19 protein-coding genes, 1 pseudogene and 1 riboswitch are annotated in these 22747 nt (G+C 71.2%); of the genes and pseudogenes, 6 read left to right on the top strand and 14 right to left on the bottom strand.

The window, feature by feature from the left end; genetic code table 11:
* The first annotated feature begins 14 nt into the window (after nucleotides 1-14).
* Together ABZV42_RS04240 and ABZV42_RS04235 are read left to right on the top strand one after the other, a co-directional pair.
* Nucleotides 15-1391: an NtaA/DmoA family FMN-dependent monooxygenase gene (locus ABZV42_RS04240; RefSeq protein ID WP_355979824.1), complete on the top strand. Its 1377-nt coding sequence runs from the start codon at nucleotides 15-17 to the stop codon at nucleotides 1389-1391.
* Nucleotides 1392-1519: 128 nt separating this feature from the next.
* On the top strand, nucleotides 1520-2647 hold the full coding sequence (locus ABZV42_RS04235) for an LLM class flavin-dependent oxidoreductase (RefSeq protein ID WP_356050879.1): 1128 nt from the start codon (nucleotides 1520-1522) through the stop codon (nucleotides 2645-2647).
* A gap of 154 nt (nucleotides 2648-2801) precedes the next feature.
* On the opposite strand, the gene ssuE is transcribed toward ABZV42_RS04235, so the two are convergent.
* From ssuE to ABZV42_RS04185, 10 genes and pseudogenes are all read right to left on the bottom strand, one after another.
* Nucleotides 2802-3359, bottom strand: a complete 558-nt coding sequence (gene ssuE, locus ABZV42_RS04230) for an NADPH-dependent FMN reductase (RefSeq protein WP_355979818.1) — start codon at nucleotides 3357-3359, stop codon at nucleotides 2802-2804.
* A gap of 61 nt (nucleotides 3360-3420) precedes the next feature.
* A complete protein-coding gene (locus ABZV42_RS04225; RefSeq protein ID WP_356050878.1) occupies nucleotides 3421-4200 on the bottom strand; it encodes an alpha/beta hydrolase in 780 nt (259 codons plus the stop codon).
* A gap of 246 nt (nucleotides 4201-4446) precedes the next feature.
* Entirely contained in the window at nucleotides 4447-5787 is a 1341-nt protein-coding gene (locus ABZV42_RS04220; protein ID WP_355979812.1) for an LLM class flavin-dependent oxidoreductase, read from the bottom strand.
* Nucleotides 5788-5812: 25 nt separating this feature from the next.
* Nucleotides 5813-6694 carry an ABC transporter ATP-binding protein gene (locus ABZV42_RS04215; protein WP_355979810.1) on the bottom strand — a complete coding sequence of 294 codons (882 nt, stop codon included), beginning with the start codon at nucleotides 6692-6694 and terminating at the stop codon, nucleotides 5813-5815.
* The gene (locus ABZV42_RS04210; RefSeq protein ID WP_356050877.1) at nucleotides 6691-7602 is read right to left on the bottom strand and encodes an ABC transporter ATP-binding protein; all 912 of its coding nucleotides are present in this window, start codon (nucleotides 7600-7602) and stop codon (nucleotides 6691-6693) included. Before ABZV42_RS04210 ends, ABZV42_RS04215 begins: the two co-directional genes overlap by 4 nt.
* The gene (locus ABZV42_RS04205) at nucleotides 7599-8489 is read right to left on the bottom strand and encodes an ABC transporter permease (protein ID WP_355979805.1); all 891 of its coding nucleotides are present in this window, start codon (nucleotides 8487-8489) and stop codon (nucleotides 7599-7601) included. The genes ABZV42_RS04210 and ABZV42_RS04205 overlap by 4 nt, the downstream gene beginning before the upstream one ends.
* Before the next feature lie 7 nt (nucleotides 8490-8496).
* A pseudogene (locus tag ABZV42_RS04200) lies at nucleotides 8497-9519 on the bottom strand (ABC transporter permease); the annotation flags it as partial.
* A gap of 31 nt (nucleotides 9520-9550) precedes the next feature.
* Nucleotides 9551-11125 (bottom strand): ABC transporter substrate-binding protein, encoded by a 1575-nt coding sequence (locus ABZV42_RS04195; RefSeq protein ID WP_355979799.1) that lies wholly within the window; start codon nucleotides 11123-11125, stop codon nucleotides 9551-9553.
* A 586-nt stretch (nucleotides 11126-11711) separates the two neighbouring features.
* Complete coding sequence (locus ABZV42_RS04190; RefSeq protein WP_356050913.1) at nucleotides 11712-12617, bottom strand: DsbA family protein; 906 nt, start codon at nucleotides 12615-12617, stop codon at nucleotides 11712-11714.
* 68 nt (nucleotides 12618-12685) lie between these two features.
* Nucleotides 12686-13120: an Rrf2 family transcriptional regulator gene (locus ABZV42_RS04185; RefSeq protein WP_355979793.1), complete on the bottom strand. Its 435-nt coding sequence runs from the start codon at nucleotides 13118-13120 to the stop codon at nucleotides 12686-12688.
* Between the two features lie 139 nt (nucleotides 13121-13259).
* Here ABZV42_RS04185 and ABZV42_RS04180 point away from each other — a divergent pair, with 139 nt between their 5' ends.
* The 4 genes from ABZV42_RS04180 (at nucleotide 13260) to ABZV42_RS04165 (ending at nucleotide 16230) form a co-directional block, all read left to right on the top strand.
* Nucleotides 13260-13769, top strand: coding sequence for a cupin domain-containing protein (locus tag ABZV42_RS04180; protein WP_355979790.1), 510 nt, complete (start codon nucleotides 13260-13262; stop codon nucleotides 13767-13769).
* A gap of 134 nt (nucleotides 13770-13903) precedes the next feature.
* Nucleotides 13904-14977 carry an enoyl-CoA hydratase/isomerase family protein gene (locus ABZV42_RS04175; protein WP_356050876.1) on the top strand — a complete coding sequence of 358 codons (1074 nt, stop codon included), beginning with the start codon at nucleotides 13904-13906 and terminating at the stop codon, nucleotides 14975-14977.
* A gap of 65 nt (nucleotides 14978-15042) precedes the next feature.
* Nucleotides 15043-15189, top strand: a riboswitch (cobalamin riboswitch).
* Between the two features lie 40 nt (nucleotides 15190-15229).
* Nucleotides 15230-15451: a CbtB-domain containing protein gene (locus ABZV42_RS04170; RefSeq protein WP_355979784.1), complete on the top strand. Its 222-nt coding sequence runs from the start codon at nucleotides 15230-15232 to the stop codon at nucleotides 15449-15451.
* A 20-nt stretch (nucleotides 15452-15471) separates the two neighbouring features.
* Nucleotides 15472-16230, top strand: coding sequence for a CbtA family protein (locus ABZV42_RS04165; RefSeq protein ID WP_356050875.1), 759 nt, complete (start codon nucleotides 15472-15474; stop codon nucleotides 16228-16230).
* 160 nt (nucleotides 16231-16390) lie between these two features.
* On the opposite strand, the gene ABZV42_RS04160 is transcribed toward ABZV42_RS04165, so the two are convergent.
* The 4 genes from ABZV42_RS04160 to ABZV42_RS04145 all read right to left on the bottom strand — a co-directional run bounded on the left by ABZV42_RS04160 (nucleotide 16391) and on the right by ABZV42_RS04145 (nucleotide 22697).
* Nucleotides 16391-17242, bottom strand: coding sequence for a hypothetical protein (locus ABZV42_RS04160; protein WP_355979778.1), 852 nt, complete (start codon nucleotides 17240-17242; stop codon nucleotides 16391-16393).
* A gap of 492 nt (nucleotides 17243-17734) precedes the next feature.
* Nucleotides 17735-18718 carry a methylmalonyl Co-A mutase-associated GTPase MeaB gene (meaB, locus tag ABZV42_RS04155; protein WP_356050874.1) on the bottom strand — a complete coding sequence of 328 codons (984 nt, stop codon included), beginning with the start codon at nucleotides 18716-18718 and terminating at the stop codon, nucleotides 17735-17737.
* Complete coding sequence (gene scpA / locus ABZV42_RS04150; RefSeq protein WP_356050873.1) at nucleotides 18715-20889, bottom strand: methylmalonyl-CoA mutase; 2175 nt, start codon at nucleotides 20887-20889, stop codon at nucleotides 18715-18717. The genes meaB and scpA overlap by 4 nt, the downstream gene beginning before the upstream one ends.
* On the bottom strand, nucleotides 20889-22697 hold the full coding sequence (locus ABZV42_RS04145) for a methylmalonyl-CoA mutase family protein (protein ID WP_355979769.1): 1809 nt from the start codon (nucleotides 22695-22697) through the stop codon (nucleotides 20889-20891). The genes scpA and ABZV42_RS04145 overlap by 1 nt, the downstream gene beginning before the upstream one ends.
* Between the last annotated feature and the right edge of the window lie 50 nt (nucleotides 22698-22747).

Raw genomic sequence — 22747 nt, 5'->3', positions numbered from 1 at the left:
GAAGGAACCCGACCATGAGCAAGCCGCTCAAGCAGATCCACCTCGCGGCGCACTTCCCCGGCGTCAACAACACCACCGTATGGAGCGACCCCGACGCGGGCAGCCACATCGAGTTCAGCTCCTTCGCGCATTTCGCCCGGACCGCCGAGCGCGCCAGGTTCGACTTCCTGTTCCTCGCCGAAGGCCTGCGCCTGCGTGAACAGGGCGGCCGCATCTACGACTTGGACGTCGTGGGGCGCCCCGACACCTTCACCGTCCTCAGCGCGCTCGCCGCCGTCACCGAACACCTCGGCCTGACCGGCACCATCAACTCCACCTTCAACGAGCCCTACGAGGTGGCCCGCCAGTTCGCGAGCCTCGACCATCTCTCCGGGGGCCGCGCCGCCTGGAACGTCGTCACCTCCTGGGACGCCTTCACCGGCGAGAACTTCAGGCGTGGCGGCTTCCTGGCGCAGGACGAGCGCTATTCCCGGGCCAAGGAGTTCCTGAGCACGGCGACCGAACTCTTCGACTCCTGGCGCGGGGACGAGATCGTCGCCGACCAGGGGACGGGAACGTTCCTGAGCGACGCCAAGGCCGGAGCGTTCGTCCATGAGGGCCGGCACTTCGACATCGAGGGCCGGTTCAACGTCCCGCGCTCCCCGCAGGGCCGCCCGGTGATCTTCCAGGCCGGCGACTCCGAGGAGGGCCGCGAATTCGCCGCTTCGAGCGCCGACGCGATCTTCAGCCGGTACTCCACCCTCAAGGAGGGCCAGGCCTTCTACACCGACGTCAAGGCGCGCCTCGCCCGCCACGGCCGCCGTCCCGAGGAGCTGCTGATCCTGCCCGCCGCGACCTTCGTGCTCGGGGACACCGACGCCGAGGCCGAGGAGCACGCCCGCGAGGTGCGGCGCCGGCAGGTCAGCGGCGCCACCGCCATCAAGCACCTGGAGTTCGTCTGGAACCGTGACCTGTCCGCGTACGACCCGGACGGACCGCTGCCCGACATCGACCCGGACCTCGGCGAACACACCGTCGCGCGCGGCCGCGCCCAGGTCCGGATGTACCGCGACCCGCTGGCCACCGCCCGGGAGTGGAGGGAGCGGGCGGTGGCCAACAACTGGTCCATCCGTGACCTCGTCATAGAGACCGGGAGCCGGCAGGCCTTCGTGGGCAGTCCGGCGACGGTCGCCGCGGCCATCGACAACTTCGTCCAGGCCGACGCCTCCGACGGCTTCATCCTCGTCCCGCACCTCACACCGGGTGGCCTGGACTCCTTCGCGGACACCGTCGTCCCGCTCCTCCAGGAGCGCGGCGTCCACCGTACGGAATACGAGGGCAGCACCCTGCGCGACCATCTCGGTCTCGCGCATCCCGACGCGAGGGCACCCGGCGACCGGGTGGCGTCATGAGGTGCCCGGACCTCACCCGGGAGCCGTGCCGACGCGGTCCCGGTCAACCGTTCACCGCCCCACCCGTACCCGTACTCATACCCGGGCCCGTACCCGTGCCCGCCGATCGCTGAGGAGCGCTGACCCGTATGTCCGACATCCCACTCGGTGTTCTCGACCTCGTCCCGATCTCCTCCGGTTCCACGGCCGCCGACGCGTTGCGCCACTCCATCGACCTGGCCCGGCGGGCCGAGAGTCTCGGGTACGCCCGCTACTGGTTCGCCGAACACCATCTCAACCCGGGCGTGGCCGGAACCTCGCCCGCGGTCGTGATCGCCCTGACCGCCTCCGCGACCTCGGTCATCCGGCTCGGTGCCGGTGCCGTGCAGCTCGGCCACCGCACGGCCCTGTCCACGGTCGAGGAGTTCGGCCTGATCGACGCGCTGCATCCCGGGCGCCTCGACCTGGGCCTCGGGCGTTCCGGCGGCCGGCCGTCCGGCAAGCCGGCCACCCCGCCGGTGACCGCCACCCCCGTGGTCGACGGCCGTGCTCCGAACGGACTCCGCATCCCGCCCCGCTTCTCCTTCGAGCACCTGCTCGGCTCTCCGAGGGTCGCCCTTCAGCGCGGACTCCTCCAGCAGCCCAACGCCGATTCGCAGGACTACGGCGAGCAGATCGGCGACATCCTCGCGTTGCTCGCGGGCACCTACCGCTCCGCGGACGGTGTCGAGGCGCATGCCGTCCCGGGCGAGGGTGCGGACCTGGAGCTCTGGATCCTCGGCAGCAGCGGCGGGCAGAGCGCCGAGGTCGCGGGCCGCGGAGGGCTCAGGTTCGCGGCGAACTACCACGTCAGCCCGGCCACCGTGCTGGAGGCGGTGGACGGCTACCGCGCGGCGTTCCAGCCCTCCGAGGTCCTCGACAAGCCGTACGTCAGCGTGTCCGCGGACGTCGTGGTCGCCGAGGATGACGAGCGGGCCCGCGAGCTCGCCACGGGATACGGCCTCTGGGTCCGCAGCATCCGTACGGCCGAGGGAGCCATCGAGTACCCCACCCCGGACGAGGCGCGCGCCCACGTCTGGTCGGACGCCGACCGGGCGCTCGTCCAGGACCGCCTCGACACCCGGTTCGTCGGTTCCCCGAGGCGGGTCGCCGCCCAGTTGGCTCAGCTCCAAGAGGCCACCGGAGCCGACGAGTTGCTGATCACCACCATCACCCATGAACACGAGGACCGGGTCCGGTCGTACGAGCTGCTGGCCGAGGAATGGCGTACGACGTGAACCGGGACCCCGGCGTCCGGGAGCGGACGGGTCCGTGACCGGCCGGTCCTCGGACCGACGGGTCTTCGCGCTGACGGTCCTCCTGCGGAAGGGCCGGCCGGGAGCCGCGTTCACGGCTCCCGGCCGGCCCTTCCGTACGAGGACCCTCCTGCGTTCAGCCCGTGGGAGCGAGCGCGGCCGTGCGGCCTCCCAGCGCGGCGGAGAAGTGGTCCGTCACCTGGGCGAGAGCCTGGGCCGCGGCAGGTGCGATGGCGGGGGCGCCTTCCTCGGTGACGGTCACGTCCTTGTCGAGTGTGAACCAGCCCGGCACGATGTGCGAGGCGCCCATGGAGCTCAGTACCGGGCGCAACGCGTAGTCGATGGCGAGGACATGGGCCGTGCTGCCGCCCGTGGCGAGCGGGAGCACGGTCTTGCCGCTCAGCGCGTATTGCGGGAGCAGGTCGAGGAGCGACTTCAGCAGGCCCGAGTAGGCCGCCTTGTAGACGGGTGTGCCGATCACCACCCCGTCCGCCCGCTCGAGCAGGGCCGCGACCTCGACGATCGCGGGATGCCGGAAGTCCGCCCCGAGCAGCGCCTGGGCGGGAAGGGCGCGGACCTCGAGCGGGATCACCTCGTGCCCCTGGCGGCGGAGTCGCTCGTCCAGGTGACGCAGAAGACGTGTGGTGCGGGACGTGGGGGAGGGGCTTCCGGAGATGGACACGATCACGGCCATGGTGGACCTTCCGGTGCGGGATTCGGTTGTTCGAAGGGGGTGTTCGGCGGCGGGCGGTGGCTCACCAGGCGCTCGACCGGACCGCGACCGACGGGCGCAGGCCCTCCCGCAGCGCTTCGAGGAAGCCGACGGTCTCGGCCGCCACGGAGCGGTGCTGGAGGTCGTTGAGGACGTCGTGACGTGCGTCGCGCACCACCGAGAGCCGGGCCCGGGGCAGCGACTTGGCGAGGCGGGCGAGCGCCTCGTGGTCGGCGAGCGGATCGACGTCGCCGACGAGGAGCAGGGTGGGGACCGGGACTTCGCCGTCGTAGGCGGCGGCGAGTATCCCGTCCGGGACCGGGTCGGCCAGTGACCCGCGCCGCACCTGGGGATCCTGGGTGAGGGTGCCGCGGTGGGCGGGGCACGAGGTGCGCAGGTCGAGCTCTTCGCTCCACGTGCCGACGGCGGTACCGGCCTCGGTGGACGGGCCGGGGAGGCCGGCCAGGACGAGCCCGTCCGGCCGCGGGGCGGCGGCCGGATCCGGTGTCCCGCCCAGGAGGGCGGCCAGCGCGGCGGCCCCCGAGTCCGCCCCGACGAGGACGAGCGGACGCACGACACCGTTCTCGGAGGCGGTGCCCTCGACGGCGTCGGCGAGCCGGCCGGCGTACGTGGTCAGCGAGGCGGCCGGGTCCTCGGCGTCGAGCGGCGGGGCGTCGAGGATCCGGACGCGATAGGCGTCGGCGGCGAGCCGTGCGCCGAGACGGTCGTAGGTCGCCCGGGTCTCGCCGCGACCGGGCACCACGACGATCGTGCCGCGGACACGGAGGCCCTCCGGGCCGTGATGGTCGTTGTACTGGGACATCTCATACTCCTGCGGATGGGGGCTCGGTCGTGCGCGCGTGCACCGCCCCCGGGGCGCCGGCTCGGCGGCGGCCGGGGGCGAGGGTGGGGGCGGGGGCGGGGCGCGGACGGTACCGCGGTCGGGTGTGTCCTTCGGGGGCCGGTCGTTGCCGGGCCCGAGGGCGCCGGCCGGGGGTGCCGGCCGGCTGCCGGGAGACCGGCCGATGGAGGCGGGGGCTTGTTCCACCGGCCGGCCGCCGCGAGGACCTCAGTCGTTCACGAGCTGCGGTTCGCGCGTGTGCCGGTTGGCCGGGACGGGCAGGCCGAGGTTGCCGCGCAGGGTGTCGGCCGCGTACTCGGTGCGGAACAGTCCGCGCTTCTGGAGTATCGGGACGACGCCGTCGACGAACAGGTTCAGTTCGTCCTCGGTGCGGAACGCGAGGTTGATGCCGTCGAAGGTGCCGGCGTCGAACCACTTCTCGATGGTGTCGGCGACGGTCCCGGGCGCACCGACGAACGGTGAGCCGCGGAACTGATTGACGGACTCCGCCACTTGACGCAGTGTCAGCTTCTCTGTCCGGGCCCGCTCGATGAGTGCCGCCGCCCCGGTGCGGCCGCCCTTCTCCGCGAGGTGGGCGACATCGGGGAAGGGCGCGTCCAGGTCGTGCGCGCTGAAGTCGTAGGCGCCGAAGGAGCGTCCGAGCAGGGCGAGGTTGCGTACGAAGTCGTTGTCCTCCTCGAAGATCTCCCGTTCGCGGCGCCGGGCCGCCTCGTCGGTGGCGGCCACGACCGGGCTCCCGTGGATGAAGATCTTGATGTGGTCGGGGTCGCGGCCGTAGGAAGCGGTGCGCTTCTTGATGTCCGCGTAGTACTCCTGAGCCTGCTGGAGCGTGCCGCCCGGCGCGTAGATGCCCTCGGCGACCTGCGCGGCGAGGTCGCGTCCCTCCTCGGAGACCCCGGCCTGGAAGATCACGGGCTGGCCCTGCGGGGAGCGGGAGAGGTTCAGCGGTCCCGCCACCTTGAAGTGCTCGCCCTCGTGGTCGAGCGCGTGCAGTTTCGCCGGGTCGAGGAAGACTCCCCTGGCCACGTCCGCGGGGAAGGCGTCGTCCTCGTAGGAGTCCCACAGGCCCCTGGCCACGCGGACGAACTCCAGCGCGCGGCCGTACCGGGCCGTGTAGTCGAGGTGTTCGTCGAGTCCGAAGTTCCGGGACGTGCCGGTGTCGAAACTGGTGACGACGTTCCAGCCGGCCCGGCCGCCGCTGATGTGGTCGAGGGAGGCGAAACGGCGGGCCAGGTTGAACGGCGAGTTGTACGTCGAACTCGCGGTGCCGACCAGGCCGAGGTGCAGGGTGTGGGTGGCGACCGCGGACAACAGGGTGAGCGGTTCGAGGCGGTTGAGGTAGTGGGCCGGATAGGTGGCGTTGATGAACTGGCTGTCGACGATGAACAGCGCGTCGAACAGGGCGTGTTCGGCCGCCTTTGCGAGCCGGATGTAGTAGTCGACGTCGATGCTCGCGTTCTTCGCCACACGCGGGTCCTTCCACAGCCCGTGCTGGCCGGGACCGCCGACGCCGTAGGGGTGCAGGGCGAGATGGATCGTACGGGTCATGGTGTTCTTCCTGTCTTTCGAGGCTTCAGGCGTTCAGCAGGGCGCGCAGGGCCGCGCGTTCGGCCCGGTCGGCCGGGGCGGAGTGCAGGGTGGGCGCGGAACGGACGAGCAGGCGTGTGTAGTCGTGCCGGGGCCGGCCGATGACATCGCGGGCGGCGCCGGTCTCGACCAGCTCGCCCCGGTACAGCACGGCGATCCGGTCGGCGATCCCGGCGACGGAGCCGAGGTCGTGGGAGATGAAGACGAGCGCGACACCGTCGTCACGGAGTTCCTCGAGGATCCGCAGGATCTGGACGCGGTTGGCGGAGTCCAGGGCGCTCACGGGCTCGTCGAGGATGACCAGCCGGGGTTCGGTGACCAACGCCCGTGCCACCGCGACGCGTTGGCGCTGGCCGCCGGAGAGTTCACCGGGCAGCCGGCCTAGCAGGTCCTCGGAGAGCCGGACACGGGCGAGGAAGGCACGGACCCGGCGCGCCGCCTCGGCCCGGGACACACCCCGCACGAGCAGGGGTTCGCTCAGCGAGGCTTCGACGGTGAGGTCCGGGTCCAGGCTGAGCAGGGGGTCCTGGAAGACGTACTGCACCAGGCCGCGGCGGCGCAGCGCGCGCCACTGCCGCCGGCCGTGGGCGCTGACGTCCTCGCCGTCGACGACGACGGACCCCGCCGAGGCGCGTACCAGACCGAGCACGGCCCGGGCCAGGGTGGACTTGCCGGAACCCGTCTCGCCGATGATCCCCACGGTCTCGCCCGGTGCGACGCTCAACGAGACGCCGTGCAGCGCCCGTCGGGGCCGCCGACGCGGTCCGTAGCGCACTTCGAGATCCCTGATCTCCAGGACGGGCCGCTTCGTCTCCCCCGAGGCGGTGGACCGCGGAGCCGGACCGGTCTTCGTGGTGTCGGTGCTCATGACTCTCCCTCGGGCGTGAGGAACTTCTCCAGGCCGTACTGCTCGTGTTCGGCGATCAGCAGCCGGGTGTACTCGTGCCGCGGACGGTGGAGTACGTCCCTGGCCGGGCCCTGTTCGACCACCTCGCCGTGGCGCATGACGAGGACCTCGTCGCACAGCTGGGCGACCACGGCCAGGTCGTGGGAGACCACGACCAGGGCCAGTCCGGTCCGCTCGCGCAGATCGGCCAGCAGGTCCAGGATCTCGGCCTGGACGGTGACGTCGAGCGCGGTGGTGGCCTCGTCGGCGACGAGGATGCGCGGGCCGGCGGCGATGGCCACGGCGATGAGGACACGCTGGAGCATGCCGCCGGACAGTTCGTGGGGGTACTGGGAGGAGACGAGCTCCGGGTCCCGCAGGTGCACCGAGCGCAGCAGTTCGATCGTCCGCCGCCGCGCCGCGCGCCGCTTCAGGCCCGTCTTGACCCGGACGACCTCGGCGATCTGGGCCCCCACCCGGATCGAGGGGTTGAGATAGGACGCCGGGTCCTGGAAGACCGCGCTGATCGTGGTACCGCGCAGGTCCGTCCACCGTGCGGGGGACAGGCCGGAGATGTCGTGGCCGTCGATCTCCACCGAGCCGCCGGTGATCTCGAAGGGGGCGGGCAGGATCCCCAGGGCGGCACGGCAGGTGAGGGTCTTTCCGCTGCCTGACTCGCCGACGATGCCGACGGCGCTGCCGGGTGTGAGCGTGAAGCTCACGCCGTGGACGATCTCCCGGCCGCCGGCCCCTTCGCCGATGCGCACATCGCGTACGGCCAGTACCGGGGACGGCGGTTCGGACGGCGCCGCCGGGCCGGGCCCCTCGGCCCCCGGGGACTCCTGCGCCTCAACGGTCTCGGTGGAGAGTTTCTCGGACAGGGTCGTCATCGGGCACCTCCGGCGGGAGCGGGACCGGCCGGGGAGCGGCGGTCGGGGCGTGTCCTGCGACGGCCGGCCGGCGTGCGGCCGGGCTCGCCGGAGACGTCACGGACGGCGTCGGCGAGGAGGTTGCAGGCCCAGACGGTGACCATGATCAGCAGGGCGGGGGCGAGCGGTGCCCACGGCTGGTGGCTGAGGTAGCCCAGATCCGAGGCGAGCAGGCCGCCCCAGGTGGGAGCGGGAGGCTGCACCCCGATCCCGAGGAAGGTCAGGCTGGACACGATGACGAAGCCGACGCCGACGGTCTGGGCGAGCGCCACCGCGATCGGCGGGAGCACCTTGGCCCACACATGACGGCGTACGATCCAGCCGGTCGAGGCGCCCGCGACGATCGCTGCCTCCACGTAGGGCGAGCGGGCGACGGCCAGGGTGGCGGCGCGGGCCACGCGGTAGAACAGCGGTGACACCAGCGCGCCCGTGACGAGCATCGCCTGGGTGAGACCGTTGCCGAGGAGTGCGACGACGGCGACGGCGAACAGCAGGAACGGCAGGGCGACCAGTGTGTCGGCGAGCCGGAGGGTGACCCATTCGAAGACCCGGCCGAGGTGGACCGACAGGATGCCAGGGACGGCGCCGATGGCCAGGGCCGTGAACGCGACCTCCAGCGAGCCGAGGACGCTGACGCGGGAGCCGGCGAGGAGCCGGCTCAGCACATCGCGGCCGAGGTAGTCCGTCCCCAGCCAGTGGGCGCCGGAGGCGGCGGCGAGGGTGTGGTCGCTGGTGGCCAGGGGGTCCTGCGGAGCGAGCAGGGGCCCGAACAGGGCGAGTACGGCGATCGCGGCGAGGACGCCGAGGGCGATCCGGCCGGAAGCCAGGGTGAGAACGCGGCGCACCATGGTCACACCCCCGCTGCGCGGCCGGTGTGACGCGCGCCAGCACCAGGTTGACGAGCAGATTGAAGACGACGACCAGGACGATCGACACCACGAGGACGCCCTGCACCGCCGGTACGTCGCCGGCCTGCGCGGAGTCGTTGGCGAACCGGCCGAACCCCTGGAGCCCGAAGATCCACTCGGTGACGACGGAGGCGCCCACCAGGGCGGGGAACTTCAGCCCGAGAGTGGCGAGCGCCGGCCCGAGGCCGTTGCGCAGCACATGGCCGAAGAAGATCCGGCGCGGACTCAGCCCCCGGACCACCGCGCCCGTCACATAGTTCTCGCGGTAGGCCCCGACAAGGCTGCCGCGCAGCTGGCGGGCGACATCGGCGACCACGTCGAAGCTGAGCGCGACGGCGGGGAGCGTGATGTGGGCGAGCCACGGCCCGAACCCCTGCTCCGCCGGGACGTATCCGGCGGACGGGAACAGGTGCAGTCCCACGGAGAAGACCGCGACCAGCACGATGCCGACGACGAAGGCCGGCATCACCGAGATCGCCGTGACGAAACCGGTGATCGCCCGGTCGATCCAGGTGGTGCGGCGCACGGCCGCGATCGTGCCGAGGGCGAAACCCGCGACGACGCCGATGACCAGCGCGAAGGTCGCCACCGACAGGCTCACGCCCAGGCCGAGGCCGATGAGGGTGGAGATGTCCGCGCCGTTGGTCCAGCTCGTACCGAGCCGTCCGTGCAGGACGCCGCCGAACCAGTCCCCGTACTGCACGAGGAAGGGCCGGTCGAGGCCCCAGTGGGCCTCGACACGGGCGACGGCTTCGGGAGTCGCCTCCTCGCCCAGCTGGATGCGCGCGGGGCTCAGCCCGCTCAGTGACCGCAGCGCGAACGTCACGAACGTCGCCACCAGGAAGACGGGCACGAAGATCGCGACCGACCGGGCGAGGACGGCCGGTACACGGCCCAGGGTCTGCCGGATTCTGGCCGCGGCGGCCGGGAGACGGACGCCGGACGGGGCCGGTGCCTCCGTCGTCGTCATGGGTTGCCCCCTCTCTGTCGTGGGCGGGTTGTCAGTTGCCGCCGGCGATGGTCACGCCGGTCCAGGCGATGTGGGCGGGGTTCTTCGGCAGGGCGGAGATGGACTTGCTCTTGGCGATGAGGTTGGGCGAGGAGTACGTGAAGACCAGCGCCTTGCTCTTCAGTCCGGCCCGGGTCGCCGCCTGGAGGACCTTCGCGTAGTCGGGCGAGTCCAGCGGGGTCCGGCGGACCTTGGCGATGGCCGCCTCGAAGCCGGAAGGCTCGTAGGGGGAGCTGAGGTTGAGCGGACCGTTCGGGCCGAAGTGCGCGGTCAGGGTCTGTGCCGCCGAGTCACGGCCCGTGGTGCCGTACAGCGAGAACGCCAGGTCCTTGGCGAAGAACGGTGTGGCCCAGTTCTTGTCGATCTTGATCGTGACCGTGATGCCGACCTTCGCCAACTGCGCCTGGACGATCTCGGCCTGAGGGTCCTCGGCCGGTATGACCAGGTTCAGCTTCAGGGCGCCCGCCTTGTAACCGGCCTGGCTCAGCAACTTCTTGGCCTTCGCCGGGTCGTAGGCGTACGCGTTCTGCGACTGCGGGTCGAAGGCCACGTACCCCTTGGGGAACGGCTGGTTGGTCACCGAGCCGTAGCCGAACGTCAGCTTGTCGACGAACTCCTGACGGTTGATCGCGTAGCGGACCGCGTCGACGACCTTGTCGTTGTCGAAGGGCGCCTTGTTGGTGTTGAGGCTGAGGTTGGAGGCGTTGAAGCCGGGCTGAACGAAGACGTCGAGTCCGGCCTTCTTGGCCGCGTCGGCCTGACTGGGGGCTATGTCGGCGAAGTTGTAGACGCCGGTCTGGAGTCCGGAGACGACGGTGGAGGCGTCGGGGGCGGAGCTCAGCTCGACATGGTCGATGTGGATGTTCTTGGCGTCCCAGTAGTCCGGGTTCTTCTTCAGGACGGCCTTGGTGCCCGGGACGAGCTGGCTGACGACGAACGGGCCGGCACCGACCGGGCTCTGGTCCAGCTTGCCGGGGGAGGCCGCCGCCTTGGGGCTGGCGATCTGGAGGACGCGCTCGCCCAGCAGTTGGGGGATCTGGTAGTCGACCTGGCTGAGGTGGACGACCGTGTCGAGACCCTTGGCGTCCACCGACGTGATGGAGGTCAGGTCGCCGAAGAGGGCCGAGTTCTTCTGCTTCTTGGCCCGTTCGATCGCGGCCTTGACGGCGGAGCCGTCCACCGGCGTGCCGTCGCTGAACTTCAGGTGGGGACGCAGATGGAAGGTGATCACGTCACCCCCGGCGTTGTAGTCCCAGCTCTCGGCCAGATCCGGGACGGCCTTTCCGGTCTCGTCCGTACGCGTCAACGAGGAGTAGACCAGGGCGAGTTCACGGAACTGGGCGCCGCTGCCGCTGACGACGGGGTCCCAGTGGGCGGGGAAGTAGGAGGAGGTCCACTTCAGCGTCGCGGAGCCGGTGGCCGAAGCGGCCTCGCCGCCGCAGGCGCTGAGCGCGGGAACGAGCACGGTGGCGAGGGCGGTTCCCAGGGCGGCCGCGCGGAGCCGGCCGGGTCGCCGGGCGGAGCGGAACGCGGCTGCGGGGGTGCGGGGCGTGAGTCGTCCGGGCATGGGTTTTCTCTCTGCGAAGGCTCCCGCCCGTGCCGGGGCGGCAGTTGGGGAGCGAAGGACGGCACACCCCGGCGGCGGGGGACGCGCAGCCCGGGAACGGGCATGCCTGTGTGAGCTGCGGAGCACACGTGGGCATGCCGGTGTTCAGGGCAGGAGGCGTCCGCGGACCGCGGGGAGGGCCGGGAGGCTGGGGGAGAGGCAGCGACGGAACGCTGAGAAGGCGGCGCGCGATGACGGGGGCCGGGCGGTGATGCGGCGCGTGGCCGATGCCGGCGGAAGTGGAGTCAGGCGCCTGGGTGCCGTGGTCGGCAGGCGGTCAGCGACAGAGAGCGCTGGAGGTGCGCCGCAGGTCCACGTAGCGGCACACCACGCCGGGGTGCGTCGTGAGCATGGTGCACATCCTGGGGCCGGTTCTCGGCGACTGTCAATGGACACCAATTGGTGTCTCATTGGGCGGGACGGATCATGGCTGACGACCGGAGGGCCCTCTCGCCGGCGCCCGACTGACAATCGATCAGAGCCCGTCGGGACGCACGGGAATCACGCGGGCGCCACTCCCTCCCGGTGACGACCCCTCAGAAACCTTTCAGGGAAAGGCAGGTGGGCTGTCGGTGGCCGGACGCGCTGCGGCCTCCTCCGGATGCAGCCAGAGGGGGCCGTTGCCGGTCTCGACGCGCACGGCGTCGTCCGATGGCCAGGGGCCGTGGGTCAACGCCACATGCTCCGGGCCGGTCAGACTCCGGTACCGCGCGAGCGCGTCCGAGGGACCCTGGCTTACGGGTTCCTTCAGCAGTCCGGGACTCAGCTCGTCGAACGCCGACGCGTACTCCTCGTACGGCCGCCAGCCGGGTACGACGCGACGCCCCGCGTGAGTGCGGACCAGCAGCGTCGGCAGCGCATAGCGGTGTCCGCCGTCGGAGGTCTCCTTGGCGGTGCCGGGATGCGGCGACCCGCCGCGCACCGACAGCACCTCACGGACCGGCCGGCGCGCCTCGGCACGGTCGGCGTACACCGCTTCGGACACCGCGGCGGAGGCCGCGTCGGCGGTCAGCCGCGCGAGATCGAGGCCGGGCACACCTCGTACCGCGGCGAGCGCCAGAGCCGGCGTGTCCGCCGGTTCACCGAGCACGAACACGCTCTCGCGCAGCCGCCGCAGAACCCGCTCGGCCACCTCGTCACCCTGTCGCTCCGCCGCCTTGGCGACCAGCGAGGACGGCCACGAACTCGCCGCGACGCGACTGAGCCGCCGCGCCCGCGGGGCGCCCGTGTGGGCGCTGATGTCCTCGACGTAGCGCGCGTACCAAGCGGTCTCGGCCGCCGGATCGGGCGCGGGCTCCTCGTCGTCGAACAGGACGCAGTACACGCGCCGCCAGTGGACCCGGCCGGCCAGCGCGGCGTGGAGCCGCCGGAACACCGGCTCCGACCCCCAGGCCCAGGGACACAGCGGGTCGGTGTACTCGACCACCTCCACCCCCACGTCCTCCACCCCCACGTCCTCCGCCTCCGCCTCCACCCCCACGTCCTCCGCCTCCGCCTCCGCCTTCGGCCGGTCGGGCGCGGTCACGCGGCGCCCTTGCGGGCAGGCTGCCCGGCGGCCCCGGCCGGCAACAGCGTGGCCAGCGTCGTACCGCCCAGAACCGCCGCGGCGTCCGCCTCTATGCGGCGCCAGATCCCGGGGAGCCCGGAGGCGGGCCCCGGGTAGTCGAGTCCGGCCAGCGGCTCGCCCCGCAAGGTGATCAGCTCACCGTCCACGGCGCGTACGACGTCCAGCAGGGTTATCTCGTCGGCGGGCCGGCCGAGCCAGTACCCGCCCTCGCAGCCTCGCTGGCTGCGTACCAGACCGGCCCGGCGCAACTCGCCCACCACGGACTTCAGGAACCGGAACGGAACGTGCTGCGAGGAGGCCATGGCCTCACAGGTGAGCGGGCGGGCGGGTTCGCGGGCGAGCTCCAGCAGGGCCCGCGTGGCGTAGTCCGCCTTCGCGGAGATATGCATGCGCACATGATGCCCGACACGCCGTCCGCCGGCTGGGTTTCCACCGCTTCCCCGCATACATTGCGGGAACATTGCCGCAGGTGAACGGCAATGGACACCTCTTGACATCCTTTTCCGGGCCGCTCTAGCGTCCCCCTCCATGAGCGAGCCGTTGACGACCCCCGGCGAAGGTTTCCACCCCCATCTCCCGGACGCCGCAGCGCGGTCCGGACGCCCGCTGCGCACCCGCCTGCACCACATCCGCGCGGACGCCCTCGACGGTGACACGGCGCAGACCGGTGGCATGCGCAGATTCGCCGCCGTCAGCGGCACCACGGTCGGCTCCGAGAAACTGTGGATGGGCCAGACCCACGTCGCCCCCTCCACCGCCTCCTCGGACCATCACCACGGAGAGTCCGAGACCGCCATCCATGTGGTGAGCGGGCACCCCGAGTTCGTCTTCGTCGACGACTCGGGGGACGGTCCCGAGGAGGTGCGCCTGCGCACCTCACCCGGTGACTACATCTTCGTGCCCCCCTTCGTGCCGCACCGCGAGGAGAACCCGGACCCCGACGAAGAGGCCGTGGTCGTCATCGCCCGCAGCACCCAGGAGGCGATCGTGGTCAACCTGCCGCGGCTGTACGCGCTGGAGCCGGGGGAGGAGGCCTGACGGAACCAGGGCCGGGCCGCTCGGTGAGTACGGTAGCGGGGAGATCGCCGTGACCGGCGAACCCACCGGACCGTGGAAGGAACCACCGAGATCATGCGCGTCATCGTGGCCCGCCGTCTGACCCGGGCGCCGAAGTGAACGGCACCGAGGCGCCCGGCGCCGGGGAGTCCGTCCTGCTGCGTACCGAGGGACGGGCAGCCCACCTCACCCTCAACCGGCCCAGGGCGCTGAACGCCCTGAACCACGCGATGGTGCGCCGGATCGACCAGGCCCTCACCGCCTGGGAGCAGGACCCCGGCGTCGAGACCGTCGTCGTCACCGGCGCCGGAGAACGCGGACTGTGCGCGGGCGGCGACATCCGGGTCGTCCACGACGACGCGCGTGACGGGGACGGCACCGCGTCCGCCGCGTTCTGGCGCGACGAGTATCACCTCAACGCCCGTATCGCCCGCTGTCCCAAGCCGTACGTGGCGGTCATGGACGGCATCGTCATGGGCGGCGGCGTCGGGATCTCCGCGCACGGCAGCGTCCGGATCGTCACCGAACGTTCGCGCATCGCCATGCCCGAGACCGGCATCGGTTTCGTCCCCGATGTCGGCGGCACCCATCTGCTCGGCCTCGCTCCGGGCGAACTCGGCACCCATCTCGCTCTGACGGGCGTCTCGATCGGCGCTGGAGACGCGCTGCTGTGCGGTCTCGCCGACCACTACGTGCCGTCCTCCTCGCTCCCGCGGTTCGTGTCCGAGCTCGCCCACCGGCCCGTGGCCCAGGTGCTGGCCGCCCATGTGCGGCCCGCGCCGCCGGCCGAGCTCGCGGAGCGGCGCGAGTGGATCGACGCCTGCTACGGCGCCGACACGGTCGAGGAGATCATCCGGCGACTGCTCGCGGTCGGAGACCCGGCCGCCAAGGAGGCGGCGGAGGTCCTGCTCGGCAACTCGCCCACCGCGCTGAAGGTCACGCTGGCCGCCCTGCGCCGGGCCCGGCGGCTCGGTTCGCTGGAGCGGGTCCTGGACCAGGAGTACCGGGTGTCCTGCGCCGCCCTGTCCGCACTGGACCTGGTCGAGGGTGTCCGGGCCCAGATCATCGACAAGGACCGTGAACCGCGCTGGTCCCCGGCCACGCTCGCCGAGGTCACCGACGCCGACGTCGAGCGCTTCTTCGCCCCTCTCGGCGAGCGTGAACTCGGGCTGTCCGACGACGTCTTCTGACGGCCGGCGGGACCTGCCACCTGGGGCGAGAGGAAGATCACCCCGGGCGGCGCGGTCTTGGCCAGGCACCCGGCACACGGTACGGTCGGTCCGATATCGATGACGTCAAGACGGAAGCCGGCGGAAATCCGGCACGGTCGCGCCACTGTGAGCGAGACGCCCCAGCCACGCTGGGCGCCGCGTGAGTCAGACCCGTAGGCGTCATCCTGTGCACCACCGAGATGGGACGCGAACTCCCGAGGAGGTCCTGCCATGGCGCAGACCGTCGCTCCGCCGACAGCCACCACCCCCGCTCTCCCCGCCAAGCTGCCGATCGGTGCGATCGTCCCCTGGGCGGTCTTCTTCGGCATTCTCATGCTGGTCCTGCTGTACTTCGTCGGCGCCGAACAGGGCGCCACCTCCGTCGTCTCCGGCGAGGACGTTCACGAGTGGGTGCACGACGCCCGCCACCTGCTCGGTTTCCCCTGCCACTGACGCGACGGAGAGCACCCACGATGAACTCCGCAACGGTAAGAAACCTCCTCGTACGCGGCATGCTGGCCGGTCTCGCGGCCGGTGTACTCGCCCTGGTCGTCGCCTACTTGCTCGGTGAACCGACCGTCGACAGCGCCATCGGCTTCGAGGAGGCCCACTCCCACGCACACGGGCACGAGGTCGAACTCGTCTCGCGCAGCCTCCAGTCCACCGCGGGCCTCGCCACCGGTGTCCTGGTCTACGGCGTCTCCTTCGGCGGCATCGCCGCGCTCGCCTACTGCTTCGCCCTCGGCCGTGTGGGCCGCTTCGGCCCGCGCGCGACCGCGCTCCTGCTGTCCGGGACCGCGCTCCTCGCCGTGTACGTCGTGCCGTTCCTGAAGTACCCGGCCAACCCGCCGTCGGTCGGCGACCCCGACACCATCGGCAAGCGGACCGCCCTGTACTTCCTGATGATGGTCCTCAGCGTGCTGCTCGCGGTGGGTGCCACCATCCTCGGCAAGCGCCTCGCGCCGAGTCTCGGCACCTGGTACGCCACCGTCATCGCGGTCGCCGCCTTCGCCGTAGTGATCGGACTGGCCTACGAGTTCCTGCCCGTGATCAACGAGGTGCCGCGGGACTTCCCGGCCACCCTCCTGTGGCGGTTCAGGCTCTCGGCGCTTGCCATCCAGACCGTCCTGTGGGCCGGATTCGGCCTGGCCTTCGGCGAGTTGGCCGAGCGTCTGCTGAACCCCCGCCCCGCGACCGTCACTTCGGGCCGGTCGGTCCCGGCCGCGAACTGACCCCTCCGGCACACAAGAGAGCCCCTCGGAAGCATCCGGGGGGCCTCTCGCGTACCGGGGGGACACCCGGTGCCATGGGGCGACTGCTTCGGTGACGGGTGGATCACCCGTCAGGAACGGCGGAAGTCGCCCGGGTTGCCCTGAAGTTGCCGGGCCGGGCTCACCGGCTGTCGGCCTCCACTCGGACCGCTTGCGCCTCCGGGCCGGGCTCGGACGCGCGGCGCTCCTTGACGTGGGCGTATGCCATGAGGCCGAACAGAACGATGAGCAGCACGGCCGACGAGCCCGCGGTACCGAGGTCGAGTCCCCCCTTGGCGAGCGGCTTGGTGAGAAAGTCGCCGGCCGTGGCGCCGAGCGGGCGGGTGAGGACGAAGGCGATCCAGAACAGCAGGACGTTCGACACCGACGGAACCTTCATCAGCGCGACGAGCACTGCCAGCAGTCCCGTGACGAGCAGCGCCCCGCCCAGGTAGCCGAGGCCGGAGCTGTCGGAGAGGAAGTCGCCCATCGACGTGCCGAGCGTGTTGGAGACGAGGATCGCCGACCAGAACAGCGACTCACCACGGAAGGTGACGATGTCCCGGATCTGGAACGTCATTCCGCTCAGTTTCCAGGCGAGGAAGATCGCGAGGAGGAGCGAGACCAGGATGGCGGCGCCCTCGGGGTAGCCGAGACCGAGGCCCTGAGGGCCCCAGCCGAGCGATGTGGCGCCGCCCGAGAGGTACTTGTCGCTGGCGTCGCGGTTCATGAAGTCGGACATCGTGGTGCCGGCCATGCTGGTGGACAGGATCACCGTCCAGTAGAAGAACGGGTTGTACCTGCGTGACCTGAGCTGGACGACCAGTGTCACCACGAAGAGCAGGAAAAGCGCGATCGTGGTCACGAAGTAGCCGAGCTTGAGGGTCTGGGCGAAGAGGTCGCCCGCGGTCTCACCCAGGGTCGTCGCGGCGATCTTCATGACCCAGAACGCCAGAGTCACTTCCGGCAGCTTTTTCATCACGGGCGTCGTCATCGAATGGTACTCCGGCGGTGTGGGGGGATATGGGGGATTTGATCTCTGTCGAACCTTGACAAGACCAACCTGAACGCGTCCTGAACATGCGCGGCATGAATATTGACGTACCGCGCCGCGGTACTTCCGCTCTGAGTCTCGGCATCGTCTCCACCTCGCGCAGCGGCGACCGCCGCTCCGGGCGCAACGCCCCCATGGGGGAGGGCGAAGGGCGAAGGAGCCGTGGGCGCACCGGATCACTTCCGGTTCCACGATGTACGGCGGCGGGGCGCCGGGTGTTCATGACGTGCGGCCAGAGGCGTGCGGCCAGAGGCGCGCGGGGCGAGTGCCGGTGGCGTGGCCGGCCGTCAACGTGCCGATGGGGGGTGGCCGGCCGTCGACATGCCGATGAGGGGTGGTCGGCCGTCGACATGCCCATGGGTGGTGCCGGCCGTCGATGTGCCTATGGGTGGTGGCCGGGCTCCGACCTGCCCCGCCACCACCCCGTTCGGCTCAGCGGCTTTCGCCGCCGAAGACCTCGAGAATGCGTTCCGCCGCCAGCGTGGCGGTCAACCCGCCCTCGCGTACCTGCCGTTCGAGGTCCGGGGCGACGGCCCGTACCGCGCGGTCCGCGTTCAGGCGGCCGAGAAGTTCGTCCCGGACCATGTTCCAGGTCCAGTCCACCTGCTGGTCACGGCGCTTCTCCGCGAGCCGGCCGGTCGAGTCGAGCAGTGTGCGGTGCTGTTCCAGACGGTCCCAGACGGTGTCCAGGCCGGCCACCTCGCGGGCGCTGCAACTGAGTACCGGCGGCGTCCAGGCCGTGTCCCTGCCGTGCATCAGCCGCAGGGCGCCCGCCAGTTCACGCGCGGCGGACTGGGCGTCACGCGCGTGCGGGCCGTCCGCCTTGTTCACGGCGATCACGTCGGCCAGCTCCAGGACGCCCTTCTTGATGCCCTGCAACTGGTCCCCGGTGCGGGCCAGCGTCAACAGCAGGAAGGAGTCGACCATGTTCGCGACCGCGGTCTCCGACTGGCCGACGCCGACCGTCTCCACCAGCACCACGTCGTAGCCGGCCGCCTCCATCACCACGATCGACTCGCGGGTCGCCTTCGCCACCCCGCCGAGCGTGCCGGCGGTGGGGGAGGGGCGGATGAACGCGGCCGGGTCCACGGCGAGGCGCTCCATACGGGTCTTGTCCCCGAGGATCGAGCCGCCGGTACGGGTGGAGGACGGGTCGACGGCGAGCACCGCGACCCGGTACCCGAGCGAGGTCAGCATCGTGCCGAACGCGTCGATGAACGTCGACTTGCCCACGCCCGGCACCCCGCTGACGCCGATCCGCCGCGCCTTCCCGCTGTACGGCAGCAGTTCGGTCAGCAACTCCTGCGCCAGCGCCCGGTGCTGGGGCCGGGTGGACTCGACGAGCGTGATGGCGCGGGCGACCAGCGCCCGCTTTCCGTCGAGAACACCCTTGACATAGGTGTCGAGTTCGATCACAGGTCGTGCCCGAGGTCGGCAGAGAGCCGCTCGACGAGGTCGTACGCCGCGTCCGGGATCACCGTCCCGGGCGGGAAGACCGCCGCCGCGCCCATCTCCAGCAGCGTCGGTACGTCCTGCGGCGGGATCACCCCGCCGACCACGATCATGATGTCCTCACGCCCCTCCGTCGCGAGCTCCTCGCGCAGCGCCGGTACGAGGGTGAGGTGTCCGGCGGCCAGCGACGAGACGCCCACGATGTGCACGTCCGCCTCGACCGCCTGCCGGGCCACCTCGCCCGGCGTCTGGAACAGCGGGCCGACGTCGACGTCGAAGCCGAGGTCGGCGAAGGCGGTCGCGATCACCTTCTGGCCGCGGTCGTGACCGTCCTGGCCCATCTTGGCCACCAGGATGCGCGGGCGCCGGCCCTCGGCCTCCTCGAACGCGTCCACCAGTGTGCGGGTGCGGTCCACGGACGGGGACTCCCCTGCCTCGTTGCGGTACACCCCGGAGATCGTACGGATCTGGCCCGAGTGGCGCCCGTACACCTTCTCCAGGGCGTCGGAGATCTCACCGACGGTGGCCTTCGCGCGGGCCGCGCGTACCGCGAGCTCCAGCAGGTTGCCCTCACCGCCGGCCGCCCGCGTCAGGTCCTCCAGGGAGTCCTGGCACGCCCGCTCGTCCCGCTCGGCCCGCAGCCGGCGCAGCTTCTCGATCTGCTGCGCGCGCACGGAGGAGTTGTCGACCTTGAGCACGTCGATCTGCTCGTCGGACTCCACGCGGTACTTGTTGACCCCGATGACCGGCTGGCGGCCCGAGTCGATGCGGGCCTGGGTGCGGGCCGCCGCCTCCTCGATCCGGAGCTTGGGGATACCGGCGTCGATGGCCTGCGCCATGCCGCCGGCCGCCTCGACCTCCTCGATGTGCTGCCAGGCACGCCGGGCGAGGTCGTACGTCAGCTTCTCCAGGTAGGCGCTGCCGCCCCACGGGTCGATGACCCGGGTCGTACCGGACTCCTGCTGGATCAGTAGCTGCGTGTTGCGGGCGATCCGAGCGGAGAAGTCGGTGGGCAGGGCGAGCGCCTCGTCCAGCGCGTTGGTGTGCAGCGACTGGGTGTGGCCCTGGGTGGCGGCCATGGCCTCCACACACGTACGCGTCACGTTGTTGAACACGTCCTGCGCCGTCAGCGACCAGCCCGACGTCTGTGAATGGGTGCGCAGGGAAAGGGACTTGGCGTTCTTCGGGTCGAACTGGCGGACCATCTTCGCCCACAGCAGGCGCGCCGCCCGCATCTTGGCGATCTCCATGAAGAAGTTCATGCCGATCGCCCAGAAGAACGAGAGCCGCGGCGCGAACGCGTCCACGTCCAGGCCCGCCTCGCGGCCCGCCCTGATGTACTCCACACCGTCCGCGAGGGTGTACGCCAGCTCGAGGTCGGCCGTCGCGCCCGCCTCCTGGATGTGGTACCCGGAGATGGAGATGGAGTTGTAGCGCGGCATCCGCTGCGAGGTGTAAGCGAAGATGTCGGAGATGATCCGCATTGACGGCTTCGGCGGATAGATGTAGGTGTTGCGGACCATGAACTCCTTCAGAATGTCGTTCTGAATGGTTCCGGCCAGCTTCTCGGGCGGTACGCCCTGTTCCTCCGCCGCCACGATGTACAGCGCGAGAACGGGCAGCACGGCGCCGTTCATCGTCATCGACACGGTCATCTTGTCCAGCGGGATGCCGTCGAAGAGCTGCCGCATGTCGTAGATGGAGTCGATGGCCACACCCGCCATGCCGACATCGCCCGTCACCCGGGGATGGTCGCTGTCGTAACCCCGGTGCGTGGGCAGGTCGAAGGCGATCGACAGGCCCTTCTGGCCCGCGGCGAGGTTGCGGCGGTAGAAGGCGTTGGACTCCTGGGCGGTGGAGAAGCCCGCGTACTGGCGGATCGTCCAGGGCTGGTTGACGTACATCGTCGGGTACGGACCGCGCAGATACGGCGCCACACCCGGGTACGTGTCCAGGAAGTCCAGGCCTTCCGTGTCACGGCCGGTGTACAGCGGCTTGACCGCGATGCCCTCCGGGGTCTCCCAGAACGCGTCGCCGGCGCCCGTGGCCTTCCCGGCGGCGGCCTTCCACTCGTCGGCGCCGCCTTCGGTGGTGGGCGTCCCCAGGTCGATTCCGGAGAAGTCGGGGATTCCCATCAGGACACTCCCATGCGGTCGAGGGTGGCGGAGAGGACGGCGACGGCGTCGCAGCCCGCGAAGACGTAGGAGTCGACGCTGCTGTACTGCGCGGGCCGGCCGGCCAGGAAGACATGCCGGGCGCCCGCCGCTCTGAGGGCTTCGGCCGTGCTCACGGCCTGCTCCTCGTACAGCGCGTCGCTGGAGCACAGGACGGCCTCGGTGGCGCCGCTGTCCTCGAACGAGCCCTCCGTGACCGGCTCGATGCCGCCGGCCTGGAACAGGTTCGCGACGAACGTCGACCGTGCGGTGTGCGCGGCGGCGGGGCCGATCGCGGCCAGGTAGATCCGGGGGCGGGCCCCGGTGGCGGCGAGGTGCGCGTCGGAGCGGGCCCGCAGCTCCTCGTACGCCTCGTCGCGCCGTACCCGCGGCAGACCGCCGGACGGCCCCTCGGGAGCGGGCAGTCGCTCCACCGGGCGCTCCGCCAGGTGCGGGAACTCGCTGACGCCGGTGATGGGTTCGCGCCGCTTGGCGAGCTTGACCGAACGGGCCGCCCAGGTGTCCGCGAGGTCCTGGCCGAGGCGGCCCGAGCGCAGGACCGCGGCCTGGCCGCCGTCCCGCTCGATGCCCTGGAAGAACTCCCAGCCCGCGTGGGCGAGTTCGTCCGTCAGCTTCTCCACGTACCAGGAGCCGCCCGCCGGGTCGATCACCCGGGACAGGTGCGACTCCTCGATGAGGATGGTCGAGGTGTTCCGGGCGATACGCCGCGCGAACGCGTCCGGCAGCCCGAGAGCGTGGTCGAAGGGCAGGACGGTGACGGAGTCGGCGCCGCCCACTCCGGCCGCGAGCGTCGCGATGGTCGCGCGCAGCATGTTCACCCACGGGTCGCGGCACGACATCATCACCGGCGAGGTCACGGCGTGCTGCGCCTGCGCACCCGCGCCCGGCGCCCCGCACACCTCGGCGACCCGCGCCCACAGCCTGCGCGCCGCCCGCAGCTTGGCGATCGTCATGAACTGGTCGGCGGTCGCGGAGTACCGGAACTCCAGCTGCGCACAGGCCTGTTCGACGGACAGCCCGGCTTCGGTCAGCTCGCGCAGATAGGTGACACCGGTCGCCAGCGAGGCACCCAGCTCCTGCGCGGCCGAACCGCCGGCCTCGTGGTACGGAAGCGCGTCGACGGTCAGCGCCCGCAGCCCCGGGTATTCGTCGGCGCACCGCAGCGCGAGCGGGACGACCGTGGCGAAGTCCATCGCCGTGCCCGTACGGGCCTCGTGGCCGAGCGGGTCCGCGCCGAGGCTGCCGCGTACGGCGCCCGGTGCGACGCCTCGTGCCGCGTACAGCCGCAGCAACTCCTCGGCCGCCGCTTCGACATCGCCTCCCGCGTCGAGGACGACGGGCGCCAGATCGAGGTACACCCCGTCCAGGACCGCTTCGAGCGAGGTGACCGGAATGCCGCCCTCGCCGACCGTGAGCCACAGCGAGGTGACGCCGTTCTCCAGGTCACCGAGGACCAGGGCGTTGTCCGCCGCCGTGTGCCGCTGCCGTACGTCCCAGCCGCCCGCGGTGTTGCCCTCGGGCCTGCTTCCCCGGACGAAGGGGGCGAAGCCGGGGAAACCGGCGTCGGCGGCCGAGTCGCGCGCCGTGTAGAGGGGCCTGGTGGCGAGCCCGTCCTCGAGCTGTGTGGACAGCGCGTCTTCGGCTGCCGGGCCCGAGGCCTCCTTGCCCGATTTGCGCAGCACGCCTTCTACCAGGAGCTGCCACTGGTCATGGGTCGCGGAAGGGAACTCGGCGGCCAGCGCGAGCCCGTCATTGGGCAGGACTGTCATGCTCGGATGCTAGGTCAGAGTGCTAGTGCGACAGCAGAGGCCGAGCCTGT

Source organism: Streptomyces sp. NPDC005281, from assembly GCF_040607495.1.
Classification (GTDB): Bacteria; Actinomycetota; Actinomycetes; order Streptomycetales; family Streptomycetaceae; genus Streptomyces.
The sequence above is the reverse complement of the archived record's forward strand: the minus strand, read 5'-3'. Positions and strand labels throughout refer to the sequence as shown.